Here is a 22,980-nt window from a genome sequence, read left to right as displayed (position 1 = left end):
TGGTCACGAGAAACAAGAAGGAGGACAGACGCCATCAGGATCGCCCGGGCGAGGACGTATCCGCCCGGGTACTGCAGGCCCCGGATTGGAAGGTGGTCCCCGGTCACGCATCCGCGATCCTTGCGCCTCGGCCCTCCCGGGCCCGGGCACGGAAAAAGGAAGCCGGCGTCTCGTTGAGCCGGCAGATGGTGTTCATACCCTCGGGGCCTTGGTGCCGTACGGCGGCGCCAAGGCCCCTCGACGTGGACGGACCCGGTGCCGTACGGAGAAGCGGCCCGGCGGCCCGGGACCGGCTGACCGGCGAAGCGCAGGGTCCGGGGCAGCAGGACGTCCTTGACGTCGCAGGCGTCACGGCCACCGGCGGTGGCGGCCACCTTGTGCGGCAGCGCGCAGCGCGCCGGCCGGCCCCTCTCATGGTCTCCCCCAGCGCGAAGCCCTTCCCCCATTCCCTCGGCCGCCTCTCCCAGCGGCTCACCCGTGCGGAAGGCGACCCCTCGCGGCTCTTGTGACTCTCGGGGCTCTCGTCCCGCAGCTCATCCGACAGACCGGCCCACAGCTCAGCCGATAGTCCACCTGACAGCTCATCCGATAGCTCAACTGGGTGAAGACCGGCCTGTTGAGGCTGATGTTCACCCGCCCGACGATCTAGCGGTGGAATCCTCCTTCCGTGATCTCAGGGTGCTGCCAACCGGGGAGCACCGTGACTCCGCGACTCGCGCGTCCCCGTGCGGCTCTTTTCTTTGAGCCGCGGCGCGGGACACGCGGATCACGCGGACAACGCGGAAAAGGTGGCTGGTGCAATTGAAATTCTCTCGGCATTTGGCGGTCGCGGGCGTACTGAGCTCGCTCGTGACCGCCCTGACGGTCGGGGCCCCGGCGGCGACATCGCAGACGTCACAGACGTCGCAGCGGTCCCCGGCGCCCTCGCCCGCGGACGTACGCCCCTACTCCCACGAAGGTGAGCAGCAGGCCCTCCTCGACGAGCAGGTTCCGCAGAGCGCCATGCCCCGCGGCAAGTCCACCGGCGTCATCTCGCCCATCGACACCAGCGGGTTCCACCTGCGCCTGGACACCTCCGACCGGGAGCGTGTGCTCGCCCTGGAGCGGCACCACCGGCAACTGCGCCCCGCGTCCTTGACGAAGTGGCTGCACACCCACTCCCGGCCCGCCGTCCATCTGCCGCACTGCCCCACCAAGGTGCCGCTGCGCGGTGCGGACGGCTTCTGCTGGAAGCACAAGTCCGCGGACGACCTGGGCTGGGCGTACGTGCCGCAGGGCCTGACCGGGTCGGGCGAGGCCCACCCCCGTACGGGGCGGTGGAACGGCCGGCGGATCGTCGCGACGAGCTGGGCCTCCAGCTACGACCACCCCAGCGCTCCCCCCGCCAAGGGCAAGGGGCCGTGGGCCGGCGCCAAGGAGATCGACCACTTCATGCGGGTCTCCTTCACGGACGTCACCTCCCCCGCGCGTCCTCGTTACCGCAGTGCGCTGCTCGTGGTTCCCCGGCGCGACGGCAGCGGGTTCAAGGCGCTGCACGGGCACGCCGACACCCTCTCCTGGTACGGCAACCATCTGTTCCTCTACAGCAGTGAGCGGCTGCACGTCTTCGACCTGCGTCATCTGTGGGCCACGAACGCCGCCACCTCGCGCGTGGGCGTCAGCCGCGGCAGGGTGAGCGCCAACTGGCAGTCCGCCGCGCTGCCGCAGGTCGCCCAGTACTCCTTCGTCGGCTCCGACGGCTGCGGGAGCAGGCCCGAGGAGGCGCCGTGCTTCAGCGGGGCGTCCATCGACCACACCTCCGCCTCCTCACCGGCGCTGGTGACCGTGGAGAAAGGCTCCTCCACCTCGCGCGTGGTCCGGTGGCCGCTGAGTCCGCGGACGCATCTGCTGCACCAGGAGCACGACGGCACGGTCCAGGCGCAAGGGGGCTACCGCGTCCCGCTGGCCGGCCCGCAGGGTGTGGTCCAAAGAGGTGACCGGTTCTTCTTCTCGGCGACGTGTCCCGGTGCCCGGCGCACCTTCGGCGAGCCGTACTGCCTGTACCGGGGGAGCTCCGGCGGTCACGTCGACACGTGGAGCCGGACCCCGGCGGCGGCCGAGAACCTCTTCTACTGGCCCTCCACCGGCCGGCTGTGGGTCGCGAACGAGTCGCCGTACCGCGGCTACGTACGGCCGCACCCCGAGCTGAACGGGCGCGTCGTCTACAACGTCCGGCTCCCCCGCGGCTGACCCGCCCGCTCCACCTCCCTGTCCCGCTTCCCCAACTCCACCGATTCCTCCGACCTCCCGACTCCTGTGAGTCCTCTCGTCCGGCCGGCCGGCCCGGGGCTGTCGCTCCGGCCGGCCGGCCGAGCCGTCCCGTGCCCAAAGGCTCACCGGCTCCGCAGAACCCGGAAAGGCGGGCGCTCGCCGGCACGACGGCCTGATGTGCACCGGCACCACGGCCTGATATGCATACGGGTAGACGCGAGTACAGGGGGCGGGTGCGGATGTCCGGCGTACGCGACGATTTCCTGGCCACGGCCGATTCGGCCGCGGACCTGCTGCACGACCCCGCGGTCGCCGCCGCGTGGAGCGGCCCGAGCGCACTGCCGGAGTTCGGCGTGGCCGGCCTCGCCGGTCATCTGGCCTACCAGGTCCTCGCCGTCCCGCAGTGCCTGTCCGCGCCGGTGCCGCGGGAGCCGGCCGTCCCCCTCCTGGAGCACTACGCCCGGGTGCGGTGGACCGACGCCGGCCTCGACGACGAGATCAACGTACGTATCCGGCGGGGCGGCGAGGAGACCGCGGCGCAGGGGCCGGCGGCGCTGGCCGCGAGCGTGGACGCGGCCGTACGGGAACTGACCGCCGTTCTGGCGTCGGCCGCCGACCGGCCGGTGCGCATCCCCCTGTGGGGGCCGTGGTCCTTGACGCTCGACGATCTGCTGGTCACACGGATGATGGAACTCGCGGTGCACTCGGACGACCTGGCGGTCAGCGTCGGCATCGCCACGCCGGTGCTCTTGCCGGGTGCCGCCGCAACGGTGATCGGCCTGCTGTCCCGGCTCGCCGTACGCCGCCACGGCCCGACCGCCGTCCTCCGGGCCCTCAGCCGTGCCGAGCGGGCCCCGGCCACCGTCGCCGCCTTCTGAGCTCGCCCGGGACCGTCCCAGACCGCCGGGAAGCGGACGAGGCGTCAACGGCGGGGAGTACGCGGTGGCGTGCCGGGACCGCGCCGCGAACGCGCCGGTGGCCGGAGTAATGGGACGCCGGGCACGGGCGGGCGCGGTGTACTCGTCCTGTGCCTGCGTCCGCGCCCGTCCCCGCCGACTCCGCCCTTCCCGACGACACCGCCCTTCCCAACGACTCCGCCCTTCCCGCCGTCTTCGCCGTCCCCCGGTCCCCGTCCTCCCCTCCCGCGTCGAGATCCGGGCGTCCCCGTGAACTGGTATCCACTGCGGCTGAGCACACCGGTCAAGCAGCATGTCTTCGGCGGCCGGGCCATCCCCGAGCGGCTCGGCCGGGCCGGGCTGCCCGACGGTCCGGTGGCCGAGACCTGGGAGGTCAGCGACGTCGAGGGAAATGGCGCGCGGGTGCTCGACGGCGCCCTGGCGGGCCGTACGCTGCGAGAGCTCACCCAGGAGCACCCCGATGAGCTGGTCGGCCCCGGGCGGCGCGGGCCGCGCTTTCCGCTGCTGACCAAGTTCATCGACGCCCACCATCCGCTCCCGGTGCATCTGCACCCCGACGACACCGCCGCCCGCGAGCACTAGGTGTACTGGCCCGTGAGGTTGGGGACGCGGCTGGCGGGTGGTTTCCCTTGCAGCGCGGTGTGGCCGCGGTGGTGATTGTAGGTGTGGAGCCAGCCGGGGAAGGCGTCGCGTCGTTCCTGCTCCGAGCGGTAGGGGCGGGCGTAGGCCCACTCGTCCAGCAGCGTGCGGTTGAAGCGTTCGACCTTGCCATTGGTCTGGGGCCGGTAGGGCCGGGTGCGTTTGTGCGTGATCCCGGCCCGGGCCAGCTCGTCTTGCCAGTCGTGTGAGCGGTAGCAGGCGCCGTTGTCGGTCAGCACCCGCTCGACGGTGATGCCGCACTCGGCGAAGAAAGCGTGGGCCCGCTTCCAGAAGCTGGTGGCTGTTTCCTTCTTCTCGTCGGTGTGGATCTCGCTGTAGGCCAGGCGGGAGTGGTCGTCGACGGCGGTGTGCAAGTAGCTGTAGCCGACGTTCGAGCGGGTCTTTCGGCCTGTCTGCCGGCCCAGGACCTTGTGTCCGCCGCCGTCGGGGATGTTGCCGAGTTTCTTGATGTCGACGTGGACCAGTTCGCCTGGCCGTTGGCGTTCGTAGCGGCGTATGACAGGGCCGGTTGCCCGGTCCAGATGCGCGAGGCGGGCCAGGCCGTAGCGAGTCAGCACGCGGTGCACGGTCGAGGGCACCAGCCGCAGCAGGCCCGCGATGCGGGCTGGTCCCCAGCGGCGCAGGACACGAACCTTGATGATGCGGCGCTCGGTGCGGGTGGGGGTGCGGCGCGGGCTTGTGCGCGGGCGGGAGGAGCGGTCGCACATCCCGGCCTCACCGAACCGCCGGTAGCGCTCAGCCCACCGCTGGGCTGTCGTCGGCGAGACCTGGAAGCGTTCCGCGGCGCGCCTGAGGGGCCAGTTGTCCTCGACCACGCAGCGAGCCAGACGCAGGCGGCCTGTCTCGGTCAGGGGTGCATTACGGTGGACCACGAGGGCCTTTCTGTTGCTGGTGCAGATGTCGCAATCCACACCAGGCCAGAAGGCCCTCACCCATTTCAAGATCGATCAGCCGTGAGCCCTGTCACCGTCCACAACCTCCCGGAACAGAACAACTAGGGCGAGCCGAACGGCAAGACCGAGGCATGGCACATCCTCCACGCCCCGCCCGGCGCCACCGCACTGGCCGGCGTACACCCCGGGGTGGACCGCGACCGACTGCGGCAGGCGCTGCTGGACCAGGACTTCGACGCGGTCCTGCGCCGGCTGCCCGTCCACGCCGGCCACACCCTGTACGTACCGGCCGGGACACCGCACAGCTTCGGGCCCGGCACCCTCGTCTACGAGATCGAGCAGACCTCCGACCTCCAGCAGCACGCGATGCGGTACCGGATGGAGGACGGCGCGCCGATCGACGACGCCCGGTGGCACGCCAATGTCGAGGCGTTGCTGCGGGAGTGGAAGCCGCAGCACCGGCCGGACTTCCACCCCGGGCTGCCGGTCGGGCCGGACGGGCACCGTGAGGTGGAGGGGCGGGTGCTGTGCGCCGGCCCGTATTTCGCTCTCGAACGGTGGCGGGTGCGGGCGTCCACGTACCGTCTCCGTACCGTCGACAGCTGTGTGGTGCTCAGCAACATCGGTGCCGCGACGGCCGTGTCCTGCGCGGCGGGGAAGGGACGGAGGGAACGGCTCGGCCCGGCCGAAACGCTTCTCCTGCCCGCCGCCCTCGACGGCGTGGACCTCCACGGCCCCGCCGACGTACTCCTCGGATATCTCCCCGACCTCGACCGTGACGTCCGCGCGCCCCTGCTCGCCGCGGGCCACGACCCGGCCGCGATCGCCGCACTCGGCGAGGGACTGCGCTGACCCACCAGCGCAGCCACCGCCTTGCCCCACGGGCCCTTGCCCCACGGGCCATTGGCCCCCTGGTCGGTCCCCGGCCGTGCGCTGCGACCGGCCGGCACAATATCCGTTGCCCGACGGCCGGACGGCCGGGCAGCATGGCATCCGTGCAACACCATGAGTACGTCGGGCCCATGGCGCTGCGTGCCATGCAGAGCCTGGCCGTCCGAGTCTTCCCCGCCACGGGCTACCGGCACATCGGTGACCTCACCTGGAACTGGTGCCTGTCCCCGGACCGCGGCGAGGCCACCGCCCCGGCAGCCGTCTGGACCCGTGACGGCCGGACGGCCGCCTGGGGATGGCTGGACCCGCCGGACGGCCTGCTGCTCCAGACCGACCCGGGCCACCCGGAACTGGCCGACGAGGTGCTGGCCTGGGCGGTGCGCACCGCCGGGCACGCTGCGGCGCGGACAGCGGCGCACACGGCCGGCGGTCCGCTGACCGTCGAGGCCGCCGGGACGGAGTCCCACCTGATCGCCGCCCTGGACCGGGCCGGCTGCGTACGTGCCGCCGACGGTCCTTTCATGATGTGCCTCGGCCGTCCGCTCACGGATCTGCCGGATGTCCCGCGTCTCCCCGACGGCTACACCATCCGTGTCCAGCACGACCGCACCGATGTGGCCGGCCGGGCACGGGCCCACCGCCTGGCCTTCGGCTCGACCCGGGTCACCACCGAGCGGCACGCCCGTATGCGCGAGACCTGGCCCTACCGGGCCGAGTTCGATCTCGTCGTGACCGCGCCCGCCGGTGAGGTCGTCGCGTACTGCCAGGGCTGGTACGACGAGGTCAACCGCACCGGCGCGTTCGAGCCGGTGGGGACCCGCCCCGGTCATCGCCGCCTCGGCCTGGCCCGCGCCGTGTGCACCGCCGTGCTGCACGCCTTCGCCGCCGCCGGAGGACGGCGGGCCATTGTGTACTGCCGCGGCGACGCCGCTTACCCCCTCCCGCGCCGGCTCTACATCTCCCTGGGCTTCACGCCGTACACCCGTACGTACACATATCGCCACCCCGGGCCCCCGACGGGCTGACGGCGCGCGGGACACACCCCCGGCCGACAGGACCGTCCCGGCCGGCTCGACCAGCTCGCGCGACGTGACATCGGACATCCGACGGCCGAAGATCATCGCCTCTGGCGCTGCCTGTACGGTCGGCATTCCCCGCCCGTGTCCGCCCGACCGGCGACCGGCCGGCGACCGGCGGGGACGCGCCATCGATCCCGCCCGCCCCAAGGAGCTGAAGTGACGTCACGGTCCTTGCCTGCCATGTCTTCCACGTCTGCCACGTCTTCCACCGGCCTTCCGCAGCCGTTCGGCAAGGCGCATTTCATCGACCCCTATCCCACGTACGCACGGCTGCGCGCCGCGGCTCCGGTGCACCGGATCGCGCTCCCCGACGGCTCCCCGGTCTGGCTCGTGACCCGGGAGGCCGACGTACGCGCGGGGCTCACCGATCCCCGGCTGTCGGTGAACAAGGCGCACTCCGGCACCGGTTACCGGGGGTTCGCCCTGCCCCCGGCCCTGGACGCCAACCTGCTCAACATCGACCCGGCCGACCATCTGCGGCTGCGTCGTCTGGTCTCGCAGGGTTTCACGCCGCGCCGGGTGGAAGGGCTGCGCCGGCGCGTACAGGAAGCGGCCGACCGCCTCGCCGACGGGCTCGCCGCCACCTTCACCGCCGGGCACCACGCCGACATCGTCACCGACTTCGCCAACCCGCTGCCGCTGGTCGTCATCGGTGACCTGTTCGACGTGCCCGAACCGGACCGCAAGCCGTTCTCCGCGTGGGTGTCCACCATGTTCGCCCCCGAGCACCCGGGGCAGGTGCCCGAGGCCATCGATCGCATCCACCGCTTCCTTCTCGCCCTGATCGCCGCGCGCCGGGCCGAGCCCGGCGACGACCTGCTCTCGGCGCTGATCGCCGCCCGCGACGAGGGTGACCGGCTCAGCGAGGACGAACTCCTCTCGCTGGCCTTCCTGATCCTCATGGCCGGCAGCGAGAACGCCCAGCACCTGATCAGCGGCGGTCTGCTCACCCTGCTCCGGCACCCCGGTCAGCTCGCCGAACTGCGTGCCGACCCCGCCCTCCTGCCGGGCGCCGTCGAGGAGCTGCTGCGCTACGCCCACCCCAACCAGATGGCCATCCGCCGCTTCCCCACCGAGCCCGTCGAGATCGGCGGCGTACGGATACCGCCCGGCGAGACGGTGCTGCTGTGCCTGGCCTCGGCCCACCGCGACCCGGACCGCTACCCCGACCCGGACCGCTTCGACATCCACCGGCGGGACAAGGCCCACCTCGCCCTCGGCCAGGGCCTGCACTACTGCCTGGGCGCGCCACTGGCCCGTATGGAGATCGCGATCGCCCTGGAGACCCTGATGCACCGCTTTCCGGACCTCGAACTCGCGGTCCCCGCCAGCACGTTGCGGTGGCGCGCCTCCTTCCGCTCGCACGCGCTGCGTGAACTGCCCGTCACCGGGCAGCCGCGAACCGGCGCCAGCCGGTAGCCCTCTCCCACACGCCCTCTTCCTGCATGCCCCGTCCCGCACGCTCCGCCCGCACGCTCCGTCCCGCACGCCCCGCCTGGCGCGTCCGCTCCCCCGTACGCCTCAGAACACCGGCAGCGCGTAAAGGGAGTTGCCGTTCATGACGAAGACCCGGTTGCCGTCGGCCGCGATCCAGCGACGGCCGGCCTCGGGGAGCGGGAAGGTGAAGACCGGCCGGCCGTCCTTCGCGGCAATGGTGGTCACCTCGCTGCCCTCCGTGCCGTCGATCGCCCATCCTCCGCCGCCCTGGAGGACGACCGGGCCGGTGTTGTCCGCGAAGCCGCGGTACTCCTTCCACTCCTTGGCGCCGTCGCTGGACCTGAACCGGCCCATGGCCCTTCCGTGGACGGCACAGACGGATGTCCCGTAGACGGTCGGCGGGCCCCAGATCTCCGGGGTTCCCCAGGCCGGGGACCTGGTCTTGAGCGTCCACAGTTCCTTGCCGTCGGTGATCCGGCGGGCGGTGAGGGTCTTGCCGTTGAGGTACACCGCCCCGTCGGCGGCGGCCGGGCGGACCGGGCCGTCGGACTGGTTCCTCAGGTCCCACACCCGGCGGCCGGTCGCCGTCTCGACGGCCAGGACGTCGCCGTCCGAGGTCGCCAGGACCAGCCGGCCTGCCCCCGTGGCCCCGGAGGCCGGACCTTGCCCCGGAAGGCGGCGGGAAGCGCGGCCGTCCAGCGGACGCGGGCGTCGAAGCGGCCGACGGCACGCAGCCGGCCGTCCTTCGTCAGGAGGTACACCGCCGTGGCGTCCGCGGCCAGCAGCGCGTCCGCGCCGGCGGCGGCCGTCCACTTCGGTTCGCCGGTGGACGCCACGTACGTACGCAGCGTCCCCCGGGCGTCGACGGCCGCGATCAGCCGGTCCGAGAGCGAGAGATACCGTCCGGCCGCGCGGATCGCGGGCGCGGTCCAGCGGCGCCTGCCGTCCACGACGTTGTGGGCCGCGATGCCGCCGCCCGGCGCTCCGAGGACGATGACGTCCCGTACGGGCAGCGGCGCGGGTGAGTCGTCGGCGACCACCTTCAGGGGGCCCCAGAGTGCCTTGGGGGGCTCGCCCTTGATGTAGTCGCCGTCGTCCGCCGACATGACGTGCGCCTTGGGGGTGCGCACCGCGGGCGGGAAGGCGAAAAGGTCCGGTTTCTTCACCGGCGGGCCGGGATGCAGCCACCACGCCGTCGCCGCACCGCCGGCCGCCAGGACCGTGCCGCCCGCCCCGAGTGAGGCCAGCAGCCGGCGCCGGGACAGGGAGCGTCCGGTGGTGGTGCCCGCGATCTGCGTGGTGAGCTGGTGGATACCGCTCTCGCGCTCCTTGATTTCCTCGGCGACCGGGCCGCGCCGCCACAGGCGCCCGGCGCCACGGGGCGGTGCCGCCGCCGTGACGATCTGTGCGGGAGTGGGCCGAAGCGCCGGGTCCTTCGCCAGGCAGGGCGCGATGAGCTGCCGCACCTGCTCCGGTACGGCGTCCAGTTGCGGGTCGCCGTGGACGACCTCGTACTGTACGGCGGCCACATGACCGCCTTCGTACGCGCGCCGCCCACTGGCCGCGTAGACCAGGACCGCACCCAGGGAGAAGACATCCGCGGGGAAGGCGACCCTGCGGCCCAGCACTTGTTCCGGTGCCCCGTAGCCCGGGGTGACGGGCACCTGGCCGGTGGTGGTGAGGGTTAGGCCGTGCTCGGGGCGGGCGATGCCGAAGTCGATGACGCGCGGGCCCTGCGAGGTCAGGACGATGTTGGACGGTTTGAGGTCGCGGTGGATCAGCCCGGCGGCGTGGATGTCCGCCAGAGTACGGGCGAGGGATGCTGCCAGGGCCCGTACGGCCGGCTCCTCCAGCGGCCCGTACGCCTCGACGGCCTGGTCCAGGGTCGGGCCGGCCAGGAACTCGGTCGCGATCCACGGGCGTCCGCCCTCGGTCTGGGCCGCCAGGACGCGTGCCACTCCCGGGCTGTGTACGGCCTGTGCCGCGTGTGCCTCGCGTACGAACCGTCCGGCCAGGCCGGGTTCGTCGACGAGTTCGGGGCGCAGCACCTTGACCGCGGCAACGGTTGCGGTGGCGGTTCTGGTGGCGGCCCCCGTCCCGGCGGCGGTTGTGGTGCTTTCCTGGCCGAGGTAGACCTTGCCCATGCCGCCCTCACCCAGTACACCGAGCAGGCGGTAGGGGCCCAGGCGCAGCGGGTCTCCGGTATCCAGCGGTTTCATCGGAATGCAGATGGCTTTCTTCTCATGTCACGCGAGGGGGACGGCGGTCGGTGTCACTGCAAGGGGAAGGCCGCCAGGAAGTGGCCTCCCAGGGCGATGACCATCTTGCTCCGCTCGTGGGCGATGAAGCGGTCCCCGGTGGTCCTGTAGACGCGGGTGATCCGTCCGGTGGAGCGGTCGGCGGCCCGCAGCAGCGTGCTGCCTTTGGTGTATACGTGTCCGGGGCCGACCACGGGCCGGTCGGTCACGGCCGCCTTCACGCCGTCCTCGCTCCGCTCCGTCCACCGCGTCTTGCCGCTGCCGGCGTCCAGAGCGACCAGTCCGAGGCCCTTTTCGACCGCGTACAGCACACCGTCCTTGACGGCGGGCGGCCCGTAGACCCGCCCCGGGCGGCCGGTGCCGCTGTTCCACACCTGTCTGCCGTCACTGAGCCGCAGCGCCTGGAGCCGGCCGCTGCCCAGGTAGAGGTGCTGGGCGTCGGTCGTCAGCGGGACCCGGAGGAAGTCGGGCCCGGCCACGTCCAGCGGCTGGTCCCAGCGGACGTCGCCCGTACGCGTGTCGCGCGCGACGACCCGTACTGTGCCCTCGTTGGTCTCCTGGAGGAGCACCAGGCGGTTGCCGACGGCGGTGGCGGCCAGGAAGTACAGCCGCAGGGACTTGCGCGGCCGGCGCGGCAACGGCTGGGACCACAGCTTCCTGCCCGAGTCGGCGGCGACGGCCAGGAGGTGCCAGGACTGGCCCGGCGGGAAGGCGTCCATGTCTTCGTCGCCGTGTCCCGCCGCCAGGTACAGCACGCCGTCGGCGGCGCACAGCAGTTGGTTCTCGTAGAGGATCCCGTTGAACTCCGGGAGCCCGGGCAGCGTCCTGTCCTCCTTGCCGGTCGCCAGGTCGACGGTGGAGACGGACAGCGGCCAGGTCCGGTGTCCGCGTCTGCGGGCGCCGGAGGCTTCCGTCATCCGGTACAGCCGCTCGCCGTCCGAGGCGAGCTGCCAGGTATGTCCTTGCGTCGACAGCCATCTGACCTCACCGGACCTCGCGTCGACGGCTCCGGTGCCGCTGCCCACCGCGAGCGCGACCAGGTCACCGACGGCCAGGGGCGCGGCGGGCATCATGACGTCTCCGGGGTCCTGGGCCTGCCGCTGCCACAGCGAGTCGAGTTTCTTTCTGGGCAGTGGGGCGGCACTGGGTCCGGGAGGCGGTGTGCGGTACGGGCCCGGTCCCCGCGATGCGCGCGTGCCCAGCCAGGCCCAGGTGCCCGCCCCGGCCGCGCCCACGCCGAGTACGGTGGCGGCGCCCGCGAGCAGCAGTGCGCGCCGGGACGGCCCCGCGGCCACCGGCCGGGTGGCGGGCTCGGGCGGCCGGGCGGGTTCGCCCTCCGGAGCCGGCCGGCGCTGTGGTACGAACCGCCAGACCTCGTCGGCGCGCTCGGCGATGCGGGCCAGCAGGGCGTCCGGCAGATGGTCGGCGAACTCGCCGCGGCCGTCGTGGAGTTCGGCCGCCAGTTGTGAGGTGGTGGGGCGGTGGGAGGGGTCCTTGGCCAGGCAGCGGGCCAGGACCGGGGCGAGGGCCGCGGGGACGCCGGTGAGGTCCGGCTCGGCGTGGCGGACCCGGTACAGGAGGTCCGCCGGCTGCCCCGCGCCGAAGGGGCCTCGGCCGGTGGCGGCGAAGACCAGTACCCCGGCGAGCGCGAACACGTCGCCCGCCGGGGTGTGTTCCTCTCCGGTCGCCTGTTCCGGCGACATGAACGCCGGGGTGCCGACCGCGGAGCCCGTACGGGTGAGGTGGTCGTCGCCGATGGCACGGGCGATGCCGAAGTCGATGACCTTCGGCCCGTGCGCGGTGATCATGATGTTGGACGGCTTGAGGTCGCGGTGGACGACGTCCGAGCGGTGCAACTGGCCCAGCGCCCCGCACAGGGCCGCGCCCAGCGCGCGTACCGCGGGCTCGGGGAGCGGGCCGCAGCGCTCGACCGCCTCGTCCAGCGGCGGGCCGAGGACGTACTCGGTGGCCAGCCACGGTGTCTCGGCCAGCGGATCGGCGTCCACGACCTGTGCGCCGTACCGGCCGCCGATGACGCGGGCGGCGTCGGACTCCAGGCGGAAGCGGGTGCGGAACTCGGCGTCCGCGGCGATACGGGCGTGCATCGTCTTGACGGCCACGGTACGGCCGCCGGCGGAGCGGCCCAGGTAGACGGTGCCCATGCCGCCGCTGCCGAGGCGGGCCAGGAGGCGGTACGGGCCGAACCCGTGCGGGTCGTCGTGGGTGAGGGGGAAGGGCATGGAGGTGTCAGTCCTGGCGGGGCGCGGGCGCGAGGCGCAGGGGTGTGGTCGGCGGGGACGCGGGGCCGGGCGGGGTGGTGGGCGAGGACGCCTGCGGGAGCAGCGGGACGGTCCGGGGGGACGCCGGGGGAAGGGGCTCCTTCGGCGGGGAGGCGGGGGCCGGCGGATCGGACGGCAGGGGCGGGCCGGGCGGGGTGGGGCGGCCGGCTGCCGGGGGCGCGGAGTCGGGGATCGTGGGCGAAGGGCTTTTCGCCGAAGGCGAGAGGTTCTGGCCCGCGGGGTCCTCGGGCGGCGGTGCGGAGTTCTCGGCCGCGGGGTCCTCAGCCGGTACCGGGATCTCCGCGGCGAGGACCGCGGCCGACTGACGGGCCAGGGCCGCGACGACCCGGGCGGGCAGCCAGCCGGCGCCCAGCACGGCCGCCGCACGGCTCGCCGGGTGCGCGTCGGCGGCCGGGGATCCGGGTGCCTGGGCGGGGCTGAACACCTCCAGCAGTTCGGCGGGCCGCGGACGGGCCGCGGGGTCCCGGGACAGGCAGCGTGCGATGGCGGCGCGCAGGGCGGCCGGGAGCTCCTCCCGCTCCGGGACGGTGTGGCCGGTCGCGGCATAGGCGAGGGTCGCGCCGAGGGCGTAGATGTCCCCCATCGCGTCGGGCCGCCCGCCGGCGGCCTGTTCCGGGGGGAGACTGCCCGATTCCAGGCCCGGCAGGCCGGAGCGCACCGTGCCGTCCACGGCCGCGGCCCGTACGGCGCCGAAGCAGGTGAGCCGGGGGCCGTCGGCCGTGAGCAGCACCGCGGCCGGCGCGACGCCCGCGTGGACCAGGGACTGCCCGTGCCCCACGACGAGGGTTTCCACCAGGGCCGCGCCCAGCGCCCGGACCGTACGCTCCGGGAGGGGCCCGCCGTGGACGGCGAGAGCGGTGGGGAGCGGGATCGCGGGAACGTACGGGCGGGCGTGCCATGGGGCCTCGCCCGGGCCGGAGGTCTCGGTGGCCGGGGATGACCAGGCGCCTAGGAGATGGCGGGACGCCTCGGCCTCGGCCAGGAAACGGCCGGGATCGGCCCCGTCGCCCGGAACGCAGACCAGGACGGTACGTTCGCCGTCCGCGCTACGGGCGATGAAACGTTTCTCCGGCATGGGTGTGGCGCCCGCTTCGTCGTCCAGACCGACGATCACCGTGTACGGACCGATGCGCTGCGGAACATCCGTACGTGGCACGTGCATGGACAACGTCCCCCCTGTTGAGACACGACACGAAAAGCCTACTAGGGGGTCTGCGCCGGTCCGCGGCAGACCGGGTCGGGAGCGAGGGCCATCCCCGTTCCCCGTCCCTCCGCCCGCTGCCCGTCCCCTATTCCGTTATTCCGTACGCTCCCGCTCCTGCCGCACCATGGCGTCGGCCAGCTTCCCCGGATCCTGGAGATCGCCCAGCACCATCCCCTGCGCGTCGGGGTTGAGGATGTCGTGCGACCGCAGATGGCCACTGGTCCGGTCACCGTTCATCAGCTCCAGGTGCCGCGTGGCGTAGAGCCGCTGCCTTGCCGCCGGCAGTCCCGCCACCCACGCCCGGTTCTCCGGACTGAGCAGTTCCAAGAACTTGTCGATCACTTCGTCGGCCATGTTCCCTGACCTTCCTTCGCTGTGGGAGGAGGATGCGGAGGAGATGACGGCAAGCCATTTCCTGTCGCGGCACGTCATGGCATGTCGTGCCATGACATTCCATGCTCTGACGTGTCCTGCGGTGTCGTGCCCTGTACTGGTCCCCTGGAGCGAGCCGCGGAAACCGCCGCCCCCGCCCCGCGCGTACGCCCGGCGGCGGGCACCGGCCACCCCCTCCTTCCTCCTCCCTCACGGGCAGGTGACCACTTGGCCCGCCCAGGAGAGCCCGCCGCCGAAGCTCAGCAGCAGCACCGGGCTGCCGGAGGGCACCTCGCCGCGCTCCACCAGCTTGGACAGGGCCAGCGGCACGGACGCGGCCGAGGTGTTGCCCGAGTCGACGACGTCCTGGGCCGTCACCGCGTCCGGCGCCAGGTCGAGTTGGCGTACGACGGCTTCGATGATGCGCAGGTTGGCCTGGTGGGTGACGACCCCGGCCAGGTCGGCGGGGGTGATCCCGGCCCGGCGACAGGCTTCCCGGGCGATGCCGGGGAGTTCGGCGGTGACCCAGCGGAAGACGGTCTGGCCTTCCTGCGCGAAGCGCGGATGCCAGTCGTCGAGCAGCCGTACGGCGTCGGAGCGGGTGGGGTCCGAGCCCCAGACGACCGGCCCGATCCCCTGGCCGTGCGTCCCCCTCGCCCCTCGCTCACCCGCGGACGCCGTCTGCTCCCCCGCGGCCGGCCCGATCACGGCGGCACCCGCGCCGTCGCCCAGCAGGACGCAGGTGGAGCGATCGGTCCAGTCCACCACGTCCGACATCTTCTCGGCCCCGATGACGAGCGCATGGCGGGCGGCTGACGCCCGTACCGAATGGTCCGCGGTGGCCAGCGCCGTACAGAAGCCCGCGCAGCCGTTGTTCAGGTCGAAGGTGACGGCATCGGGGATGCCGAGACGGCCCGCCACCTGGGCGGCGATCGAGGGGCAGCGGTCGATCGCCGAGCAGGTCGCCACGGTGACGAGCCCTATGTCCTGGGGCCGCAGACCCGCGTTGGCCAGGGCTTTCGCCGCGGCGGCGGTGGCCATGTCGGTCACCGACTCGTCCCGGTCGGCGATGCGGCGGGTGGCGATCCCGGGGCGTCGGCGGATCCATTCGTCGCTGGTGTCGACCATGCCCGCGAGGTCGTCGTTGGTCAGTACGCGGGTGGGCTGGTGGTGCCCCAGGGCCAGGATGCGGGTCGCGGTTTCCGGCACGTCGGTCGTCTCCTTGGTGTCGTGGTGGCGCCGAGCTTATAGCAACCGATCGGTCGGAAGTTAAATGAGCCCTACGGTTACGATGGCGGCATGAGCCCACGCAAGTCCGCCGCCGAGGCCCGTAGAACGCGGCACCGGATCATCGAGCGCAGCGTCGCAATCGCGTCGGTGGAGGGGCTGGAGGGCCTGACCATCGGACGTCTGGCGACCGATCTGGAGATGAGCAAGGCCGGGGTGCTCGGCCACTTCGGCACCAAGCAGGCGCTCCAACTGGCCGCCCTCGAAGAAGCGTCGGCGATCTTCTCGCGGACCGTATGGGAGCCCGCCGCGCCCTCGGCGCCCGGCCTGACCCGGCTGCGAGCGATCTGCGAGGCATGGATCACCTACCTCGAACGGGAACGCGACACCTTCCCCGGCGGCTGTTTCTTCACCACCGCCTCGGTGGAGTTCGACGCGCGCGGCGGGCCCGTACGGGACACCGTCGCCCGGCTGCTCATCCTCTGGCGACGACGGCTGATCGGCGAACTGCGCCGCGCCGTCGAAGCCGGCGAGCTGCCCCCGGCGACCGACCCCGAACAGATCGCCTACGAGCTGCTCGGCATCTACATGGCACTCAACCAGGCGATCCAGCTCTTCGCCGACCCCACGGCCCCCGACCGCACCCGCCGCGCCGTGAACCGCCTGCTGGGTGACGCGTCCGTGTAAGCCCTGCGGGCACACCAGCGCTCGCCTGCTGAACCCGTCCGGCCGGGACAAGTCGGCGAACGGCCTCAGGAAGCGGTGGCGGCCCGGGAGGCGGACGAGGCGATCTTGCCGAGGAGGGTGGCCAGTTCGGCGGGGGCCGCGAGGAACGGGGAGTGGCCCGTGGCGAGTCGCTCGACGTGCGTGGCACGTGCGGCCATCTTCTCCTGGAGCGCGGGCGGGAGCGCCTGGTCGCGTTCGCACAGCACGTACGTGGAAGGTACGGTCCGCCACGCCGCGCGGGTCACCCGCTGCTGGAAGGACCGCAGGCTCTGCTCCACGAGTTGACCGAGGGCATGCGTCGCCCGGTCCTCGGGGAGGTCCGCGTACAGGGCCGTGCGGGGGTCGTCGAAGACGGCCGGGCAGGTGCGTTCGACATCCTCGTCCCCGGGTGCGGGGCCGTCCTGGCCGTGGACGGCGCCGAGGGATTCGCCCTCCATGGGCATGTAGGCCGCCAGGTAGACGAGGTGGGTGACGTTCGAGTCGCCGGTGACCGCCTGGGTGGCCGGGAGGCCGCCGTAGGAGTGGGCGACGACGACCACGGGGCCTTCGATCCGGCGCAGATGCGCGGCTATCTCCTCGGCGTCGTCGTACATGCCGGCGGTGGGCGTGGACTGCGGGCCGGCGCTGCGCAGGGCGACCGTACGGGAGTGCCGGCCGTCGGCGGTGAGGGCCTCCTGCAGAGCGGCCCAGCACGTGGGCCGGTGCCAGGCGCCGGGGACGAGGAGGAAGGTCGGGCGGGTCGCGGTCACGGACGTGGTGGTCACGGACATGGTGGGACTCCTGCTGGACTGAATGAGACGAACGGCCAGGTGGCCCGGACGAGATGAACGGCCAGGGCGGTCGGCACGGCAGGCGCCGGGCCGCGGCCGGCAGCGTAACGGGGATCTTCCCGGCGCGCCCGCCATATATCCGTAGGTCCGTCGGCCGGGATCGCGGTCCCGCCTGCCCGGGCCGGCGGCGCCGACCGTAGGACCGTAGGAACGACAACCGCCCGTCGCCGCAGGGGTGTTCCCTGCGGCGACGGGCGGATGTCCCGCTCGTCCCGCTCCGTGGGCGGGCGTCCGGCCGTGTGGTGCGCGCCGCCCGCCGACGGGCCGGTGCGGCGCGGCGCCGGTTTACTTCTCGCCGTCCGTGGCGTGCCAGGTGAGGGGCTGTGCGCCGCTCCCCCGGCCCGTGAAGACGACCGTCGCCGGGCGGTCGCCCTTGGGCATCAGGTGGATGGAGCACTGTGTGACGGTGCCCTGCGGCTTGACCATCTTGTCGGGGACCGTCTCCGGGCACTGCTTGACCCCGTCACCGCCGATGTCGATCAGCATCATCTTCCGCGCCTGCTGACCGCTGGCGCCCCGCAGCGTCACGCCTTCCTGCATGGACGGGTACAGATCGTAGGTGCCCGTGTTGCGGTACTCGACCGTCACGTAGTACGGGATCTGCTTCTTCTCCTCGTCGTTCAGCTTGAACCGGCTCAGGTCCGCGATGGACCCGGCCCGCACGCTCTTCGGGGTGACCCGCACCGTGACGTCGTGGTTCTTGCTGTCCTGCCAGCCGGAGTCGGCGGCCTTGCCCGCCGCCAGCACACCGCTGGCGGCGTCGCCCTTGCCGCTGCCGACCTTCCAGATCAGCGGCTCGCCCTTGTCGTTCTTGTCGTCCTTGTACGAGACGGTGACCGGCTGCTGCTTCGGCGGCAGCATGAAGACCTTGCACGCCTCCGCGGACGCGCCCGCGGCCAGGCTGTCCGGACTGCCCTTGCGGCACTGCTCCGGCATGCCGGAGCTGGTGGCGAGCGGGTTGGAGAACATCATGATCTGCTTGGCCGGCTCGCCGTCCGCCCCGTTGACCGAGAAGTTGCTCAGCGGGGTCGCCCGGCTCAGCGTCTTGCTGTCGGTGTTGCTGTAGGAGACGGTGAGGTAGTAGGGCACCAGGCCCTTGAGGTCGCCGTCCAGCCGGATGTGCTCGAAGTCGGAGACCGAGCCGCGCATCAGCGACTTGGGCGTGACCCGCAGCGGGTGCGCCTTGTGATCGGAATCGGTCCAGGTGGCCGGGAGGGTCGTGGTCTGCATCGGCAGCGGGTGGGCCGCCGTCTTCGACGCGGACGCGCCGCCCGGGGACGCCTTCCCGTCGGACTGGGTGCCGCCACATCCCACGGCGAGAACCATGAGCACGCTCGCTCCCACGGTGCCGGCCATCCGCCTGCGGACTCGCACAGGTAAAACCCCCGTTGTCATGATCGTGATCCAGTGGTCCGGCATCCGGCGCCCGGAGTGCGGAGTCCGGAATACGGTGCCCGATGTCCGGGGTGCGGGATCCGGGCCCGGGATCTGGGTATCGGTTCGGATCCGACCGGTCGGCCGGACCTTTTCGCCAGGTTAACCGCCCCCGTACGGCACTCCTCACCCACCCCCTTGGTCACTCGCGCACCATGCTCACCTCCTGATCATTTGACGGGCGGGGTGGTTCACCCCGGCCCGACGGGGTACTCCGATTCCGCTTCGGAACCGACCCCGGCGGCAGGAGGCCCGTTGATGTCGTTCAATCCGTTGGAACAGCGCGGGATACCGCTGGACCGCCAGATACGCAACTGGCGTGAACTGAACGTGGAGCCGGTCGACCCCGATCACTGCGACCCGTACACCCGATGCCGCATCATCACGATGAACGGGATCGAAGTCGAGGCGATCATGTTCAGTCATCAATTCGCCCGGCACTGTCCGGATCAGGAGGTGAAGCGCCAACTGGCACGGGTGCGCTACATCGAGGCCCAGCAGCAGAAGGCCGTGAACTGGCTGCTGCCGGGAGTCTCTTCGGTCCTGGAGACGACGATCGCCTACGAACAGGTCGCGGTGGACCTGACCGCATGGGTGGCCCGGATGGAGCCGGACCCGTACCTGAAGCAGGCGTACCAGTTCGGCGTCCTGGAGGATTTCGACCATCTGTACCGGTATGCGAATCTGTACGAGATGATCGAGCACCGCAAGGCCGAGTCGATCGTCGACGGCCTCACCGAGCTGATGCCCGGCCGCCCGACCCCGATGCACCATCGCGACCCGGTCGACAACGTACGTGATCCGTACGACAAGACGCGCACCGACCCGCTGTCCAAGCTCCACGCGCTGACGATCATGTCGGCGGAGCAGCAGACGATGAACTTCTACATGAACGTCGGGCCGACGTACATGGAGCCGATCGCCCGGCAGCTCTACCAGGAGATCGGGCTGATCGAGGAGGAGCACGTCACCCACTACGAATCCCTGGTGGACCCGGGCGAGACCTGGTGGGAGCAGTTGGTCAACCACGAGTACAACGAGTGCTACCTCTACCACTCCTTCATGGAGCAGGAGAGCGACCCCAAGGTGAAGGCACTGTGGGAGCTGCACCTGAACATGGAGCTGGAGCATCTGCACCAGGCGTGCGACCTGATGCGCCGGCACGACGGCCGGGACCCGGCCCAGGTCGTGGCCCCGGAGCTGCCGAATGTACTGACCTTCGAGCCGAACAAGGGCTACCTCCGGGAGCTGATCGCCGGGCAACTGGACCTGACCACCTTGGGTGCCGGGTACGTACGGGAGGCGCACGAGCGGTTCGAGCGGATGCAGCAGGAGATCCACGGTGGCGAGGCGAGTCCGAGCGACCGGGTCATGGTGCAGCACCAGCAGGACTTCGGGCGCGAGTACCGGCTGGAGACCGAGGGCGAGCACCCGGTCCCCGCGCTGCGCGAACGCTCTTCGTGAGCCCCGGCCCGCTGCGCCCGTCAACGCTCACACACATCCGTGAGCGCTCGCGAACGTGCGTGACCGCTCGCGCACACACGTGACCGCGTCCACGACCTAGGAGGAACCATGAGTGCGACCGAGGCACCTCGCGAGGCACCCCGGCCCGACCAGGACGTCGTCGCCCTTCTGATGGCACAGCACGGCGAGATCCGTAACCTCTTCGACGAGGTCGAGCAGGCCACCGGTGACGCCCGTCGCGACGCCTTCCAGCGGCTGGTGCGGATGCTCGCGGTGCACGAGACGGCCGAGGAGGAGGTGGTGCACCCGTACGTCAAACGGTCCGTGGACGGCGGCCAGGAGATCGTGGCCGACCGGCTGGCGGAGGAGCGGTCCGCCAAGGAAACCCTCGGCCGGCTGGAGGACATGGACACCGACGACCCCAAGTTCGGTGCCGAACTGCTGATCCTGCGCACCGATGTGATGGAGCACGCCCGCGCCGAGGAACGGTATGAGTTCGCCCAGTTGCGGCGGCTGAAGGACTCCGCGCGGCTGGCGGCCATGGCCAAGAGCGTCAAGGCCGCCGAGGCGACCGCGCCCACGCATCCGCACCCGGGCGTGGAATCCGGGCTCAAGAACATGGCTCTCGGGCCGCTGGCGGCCATCGTGGACCGTACCCGTGACGCCATCCGCAACGCCCAGCAGAAGAAGGAATGACGGCCGACGGCTGAGCCCCGGCCCCGGACCCCCGTGCCTCGCCTGCTGCCCGGCGTCGGCCGCCCGCCGCCGGCCGTCTATGCAGCAGCAGTGGTCGGCGCTTGCGGGGCCGGTTCCGGGGCCGTGAGGGTCACGACCAGTACGTCGCGGTACGCGGGGCCGGCCGGGTCCAGGGGGCGGATCGGCGAGACGGCGTGGAGGGTACGGCGGTCGTCCCCCAGGAGGAGCGTGCCCGGTTCGTCGAGCGTGGTCGCCATCAGCGGTCTCTCGTCCAGGTCGTAGACCGAACTCTCACCGCCGACGGCGTTGCGCCGGCCGATCATCAGGGAGGAGACCAGGGTGACGCCGTCACGGTGCCGCCCTTCCGGGGTCGGCTCACCCTGCCCGTCGGCCGACGCGATGACACGGAACGGATGGACCTTGGCGTTCCACTCGGCCGCCCCGTCCAGGGCGGACGCCACCTGCCCCAGGAACCCGAGCAGGCCCAGCAGGAGCGGATCGGCCGCGAAGGTCTCGGTCAGCGGGTCGAAATGCCGGTCCATCTGGACGTAGAGCGGGTTGGTATCGTACGGCTGTACGAATGGGATGTGCGGCAGCGGTTTCACCTCGCCGGTGGCCGGCGCGACGGCGAACTGCCCGTACCGCCGCAGGCGGCGGGTGCCGCGCCCGGCCGCGTACACATCCGGTGACAGCTCCTCCCAGTGGGCGGAGAAGCCGGTCCAGCCGTCCCCGTCCGTCCCCAGGCACGAGGACACGGCGGCCGGAGGCATCAGATGCGCCCCCTGTGATACCAGTGCCCGCCGAGCGGCCTCCAGGGGGCCGGATGCCGTACCGTCCGGGCGCTGCCCGGGCCCCTGCCGTATGGGCCCCCGTCCACCGTCGTCGGCCCTGCTGTCCACGGGATGGCCGCCTTCCTTCACCGCGCCGCCTTGCGACGCGTCCGGTCACGGTCCTCCCATCGTCGGCCGAGCGCGCACCGCCCGCATCCCAGGCCCCGTGCGCATCCGGGCCTCCCGTCCGTCCCGCCCCGTCTCACCGGCCGCGTCGCTCGCCCCGGGCAGATGCCGAACGGCTCCTGTCACCGCCGCCGTGACCGTCCTTCCCGTCATCCCTGCCGACGGTGAAGCGGAAATCCCTGACCGCCACGCTGAGGAGCGGGCGACGGCCGTTGAGGGCGGCGGCCGGCCGGGCCGCCGGTGCGGCGACGAGAATCCGGCCACGGCCCCAACTCACCGTGCCCGTCAGACGCAGGGGTACGTGACGGGTGTCCGTACCGGCCCGCTGCACCAGCCGGGTGCGCAGAGTCAGACGCACCGGCAGCCGTACGGCATCGCGGAAGGATCCCCGGACGCGTACCCCGGGAGCCCTGCCCGGGCTCCCGTTCGTACCCGGGCTCCTGTTCGTACCCGGGCCCGCGTGCGTGTCCGCGTCCGCCGTCAACTCCGCGCGGAAGCCGCCCTCCTGATCGTGACGGAAAACCAGTCGCGCGCATTCCTTGGGGATGCCCCACAGCGCCCGCCCGCCGGCTTTCGACCGTTGGTTGTCCACCCACACCGAAACGGCGGTCGCGGCGATCCGCCACCGGTGCCGGACGGCGAGAGCGACCAGGAGCTCGTGGTACTCCAGGACCCCGCCGCGCTGGTAGTCGGCCCAGATGGTGAGCAGGACGCAGCGCCGTCGCAGCATCAGGGGCCGTACGCCGCGCGGCAGCGGCCACGCGGGCAGGGCGCCGCGGGGAACGCACCAGACCGATACGTACATGTCCCCCCAGGCGCCACGGCGACGGCGGGAAGGTGCGGACGGCGGGCTCGACGTCATCCTCGGACACGGAACCGACTGTAACCCGACCCGTCATACAGCGTACGAACGCGACCGGCCCGGCTGCCCGGCGTACGCGCGCCGGCAGCCCGGCCGCTGCTTTTCTGCCTTACCCCGGCCGACGGAAACTGTGGAAAACGGCCGGTCGGTCCTTGGCGTCTCCCCGGCCGCTGTCACCGTCCGCCCCGGTCTTTTCCGCCTTCTGCGGTTTTTCCTTCCTCGCCGCTCCCTCCCGGCTCTTTTCGCGCTCTTCGGCCTCTATGGGATGCAGTTCGCTCCAGTCCAGCAGATGCCTGGCTTCGCGTTCCACCTCCCGCGCCACCTGGCGGGCCCGGGCCGGCACATCGCCGTGCTCCTGGACGAGGCTGTCGTAAATGGGCACCAGCGTGGTCCGGCCGGCGGTGGGGGTCATGGCGCGTCATTCCTTCTGCGGACGGTTCGGGCAGGCGGTGCGCGGGAATCCGTACGCGCACCGCCCGAGGCATGTCATGTCCGCCGCTACCCATCCGTCACCCGGTCATGCG

The 22,980-nt window shown here is 72.1% G+C and carries 21 protein-coding genes; 9 read left to right on the top strand and 12 right to left on the bottom strand.

Translation table 11 applies throughout. The annotated features are described in order from the left end of the window. Positions 1–801 precede the first annotated feature (801 nt). The 3 genes from KGS77_RS33850 to KGS77_RS33840 all read left to right on the top strand — a co-directional run bounded on the left by KGS77_RS33850 (position 802) and on the right by KGS77_RS33840 (position 3,749). Positions 802–2,229, top strand: coding sequence for a hypothetical protein (locus KGS77_RS33850; protein WP_242587122.1), 1,428 nt, complete (start codon positions 802–804; stop codon positions 2,227–2,229). A gap of 260 nt (positions 2,230–2,489) precedes the next feature. Further along, a complete protein-coding gene (locus KGS77_RS33845; protein WP_242587121.1) occupies positions 2,490–3,128 on the top strand; it encodes a maleylpyruvate isomerase N-terminal domain-containing protein in 639 nt (212 codons plus the stop codon). Positions 3,129–3,416: 288 nt separating this feature from the next. Beyond that, positions 3,417–3,749 (top strand): type I phosphomannose isomerase catalytic subunit, encoded by a 333-nt coding sequence (locus KGS77_RS33840; RefSeq protein ID WP_242587120.1) that lies wholly within the window; start codon positions 3,417–3,419, stop codon positions 3,747–3,749. On the opposite strand, the gene KGS77_RS33835 is transcribed toward KGS77_RS33840, so the two are convergent. Further along, positions 3,746–4,699, bottom strand: coding sequence for an IS481 family transposase (locus KGS77_RS33835; RefSeq protein ID WP_242587119.1), 954 nt, complete (start codon positions 4,697–4,699; stop codon positions 3,746–3,748). The genes KGS77_RS33840 and KGS77_RS33835 overlap by 4 nt on opposite strands. Before the next feature lie 210 nt (positions 4,700–4,909). Here KGS77_RS33835 and KGS77_RS33830 point away from each other — a divergent pair, with 210 nt between their 5' ends. The 3 genes from KGS77_RS33830 to KGS77_RS33820 all read left to right on the top strand — a co-directional run bounded on the left by KGS77_RS33830 (position 4,910) and on the right by KGS77_RS33820 (position 8,109). Beyond that, entirely contained in the window at positions 4,910–5,572 is a 663-nt protein-coding gene (locus KGS77_RS33830; RefSeq protein ID WP_242587118.1) for a hypothetical protein, read from the top strand. Between the two features lie 143 nt (positions 5,573–5,715). Next, entirely contained in the window at positions 5,716–6,636 is a 921-nt protein-coding gene (locus KGS77_RS33825) for a GNAT family N-acetyltransferase (RefSeq protein ID WP_242587117.1), read from the top strand. 234 nt (positions 6,637–6,870) lie between these two features. After that, positions 6,871–8,109, top strand: a complete 1,239-nt coding sequence (locus KGS77_RS33820) for a cytochrome P450 (protein ID WP_242587116.1) — start codon at positions 6,871–6,873, stop codon at positions 8,107–8,109. A gap of 102 nt (positions 8,110–8,211) precedes the next feature. On the opposite strand, the gene KGS77_RS35145 is transcribed toward KGS77_RS33820, so the two are convergent. From KGS77_RS35145 to KGS77_RS33795, 6 genes are all read right to left on the bottom strand, one after another. Next, positions 8,212–8,727, bottom strand: a complete 516-nt coding sequence (locus tag KGS77_RS35145; RefSeq protein WP_347404599.1) for a PQQ-binding-like beta-propeller repeat protein — start codon at positions 8,725–8,727, stop codon at positions 8,212–8,214. After that, complete coding sequence (locus KGS77_RS33815; RefSeq protein WP_347404563.1) at positions 8,685–10,346, bottom strand: protein kinase; 1,662 nt, start codon at positions 10,344–10,346, stop codon at positions 8,685–8,687. The genes KGS77_RS35145 and KGS77_RS33815 overlap by 43 nt, the downstream gene beginning before the upstream one ends. 53 nt (positions 10,347–10,399) lie before the next feature. Further along, positions 10,400–12,625: a protein kinase gene (locus KGS77_RS33810; protein ID WP_242587115.1), complete on the bottom strand. Its 2,226-nt coding sequence runs from the start codon at positions 12,623–12,625 to the stop codon at positions 10,400–10,402. Positions 12,626–12,632: 7 nt separating this feature from the next. After that, positions 12,633–13,847: a serine/threonine protein kinase gene (locus tag KGS77_RS33805; RefSeq protein ID WP_347404562.1), complete on the bottom strand. Its 1,215-nt coding sequence runs from the start codon at positions 13,845–13,847 to the stop codon at positions 12,633–12,635. Positions 13,848–13,982: 135 nt separating this feature from the next. Next, positions 13,983–14,243, bottom strand: a complete 261-nt coding sequence (locus KGS77_RS33800) for a hypothetical protein (RefSeq protein ID WP_242587114.1) — start codon at positions 14,241–14,243, stop codon at positions 13,983–13,985. 228 nt (positions 14,244–14,471) lie between these two features. Then, entirely contained in the window at positions 14,472–15,470 is a 999-nt protein-coding gene (locus tag KGS77_RS33795; protein ID WP_242587113.1) for a beta-ketoacyl-ACP synthase III, read from the bottom strand. A gap of 90 nt (positions 15,471–15,560) precedes the next feature. Here KGS77_RS33795 and KGS77_RS33790 point away from each other — a divergent pair, with 90 nt between their 5' ends. Then, positions 15,561–16,175 carry a TetR/AcrR family transcriptional regulator gene (locus tag KGS77_RS33790; RefSeq protein ID WP_242587112.1) on the top strand — a complete coding sequence of 205 codons (615 nt, stop codon included), beginning with the start codon at positions 15,561–15,563 and terminating at the stop codon, positions 16,173–16,175. Positions 16,176–16,240: 65 nt separating this feature from the next. Here the strand turns inward: KGS77_RS33790 and KGS77_RS33785 are convergent, their stop codons facing one another. Next, positions 16,241–16,984 (bottom strand): alpha/beta hydrolase, encoded by a 744-nt coding sequence (locus KGS77_RS33785; RefSeq protein ID WP_242587111.1) that lies wholly within the window; start codon positions 16,982–16,984, stop codon positions 16,241–16,243. Positions 16,985–17,329: 345 nt separating this feature from the next. Continuing rightward, entirely contained in the window at positions 17,330–18,370 is a 1,041-nt protein-coding gene (locus KGS77_RS33780; protein ID WP_242587110.1) for a hypothetical protein, read from the bottom strand. Positions 18,371–18,736: 366 nt separating this feature from the next. On the opposite strand from KGS77_RS33780, the gene KGS77_RS33775 reads away from it, so the two are divergent. After that, positions 18,737–19,942 carry a hypothetical protein gene (locus KGS77_RS33775; RefSeq protein ID WP_242587109.1) on the top strand — a complete coding sequence of 402 codons (1,206 nt, stop codon included), beginning with the start codon at positions 18,737–18,739 and terminating at the stop codon, positions 19,940–19,942. A gap of 108 nt (positions 19,943–20,050) precedes the next feature. Next, positions 20,051–20,638: a hemerythrin domain-containing protein gene (locus tag KGS77_RS33770; protein ID WP_242587108.1), complete on the top strand. Its 588-nt coding sequence runs from the start codon at positions 20,051–20,053 to the stop codon at positions 20,636–20,638. A 77-nt stretch (positions 20,639–20,715) separates the two neighbouring features. Here the strand turns inward: KGS77_RS33770 and KGS77_RS33765 are convergent, their stop codons facing one another. From KGS77_RS33765 to KGS77_RS33755, 3 genes are all read right to left on the bottom strand, one after another. Continuing rightward, positions 20,716–21,408 (bottom strand): 2OG-Fe dioxygenase family protein, encoded by a 693-nt coding sequence (locus KGS77_RS33765; RefSeq protein WP_242587107.1) that lies wholly within the window; start codon positions 21,406–21,408, stop codon positions 20,716–20,718. 262 nt (positions 21,409–21,670) lie between these two features. Further along, a complete protein-coding gene (locus KGS77_RS33760; RefSeq protein WP_242587106.1) occupies positions 21,671–22,399 on the bottom strand; it encodes an acetoacetate decarboxylase family protein in 729 nt (242 codons plus the stop codon). Positions 22,400–22,565: 166 nt separating this feature from the next. Beyond that, positions 22,566–22,868, bottom strand: coding sequence for a hypothetical protein (locus KGS77_RS33755; RefSeq protein ID WP_242587854.1), 303 nt, complete (start codon positions 22,866–22,868; stop codon positions 22,566–22,568). Between the last annotated feature and the right edge of the window lie 112 nt (positions 22,869–22,980).

It is taken from the genome of Streptomyces sp. MST-110588, from assembly GCF_022695595.1.
Lineage (GTDB): Bacteria > Actinomycetota > Actinomycetes > Streptomycetales > Streptomycetaceae > Streptomyces.
The sequence above is the reverse complement of the archived record's forward strand: the minus strand, read 5'-3'. Positions and strand labels throughout refer to the sequence as shown.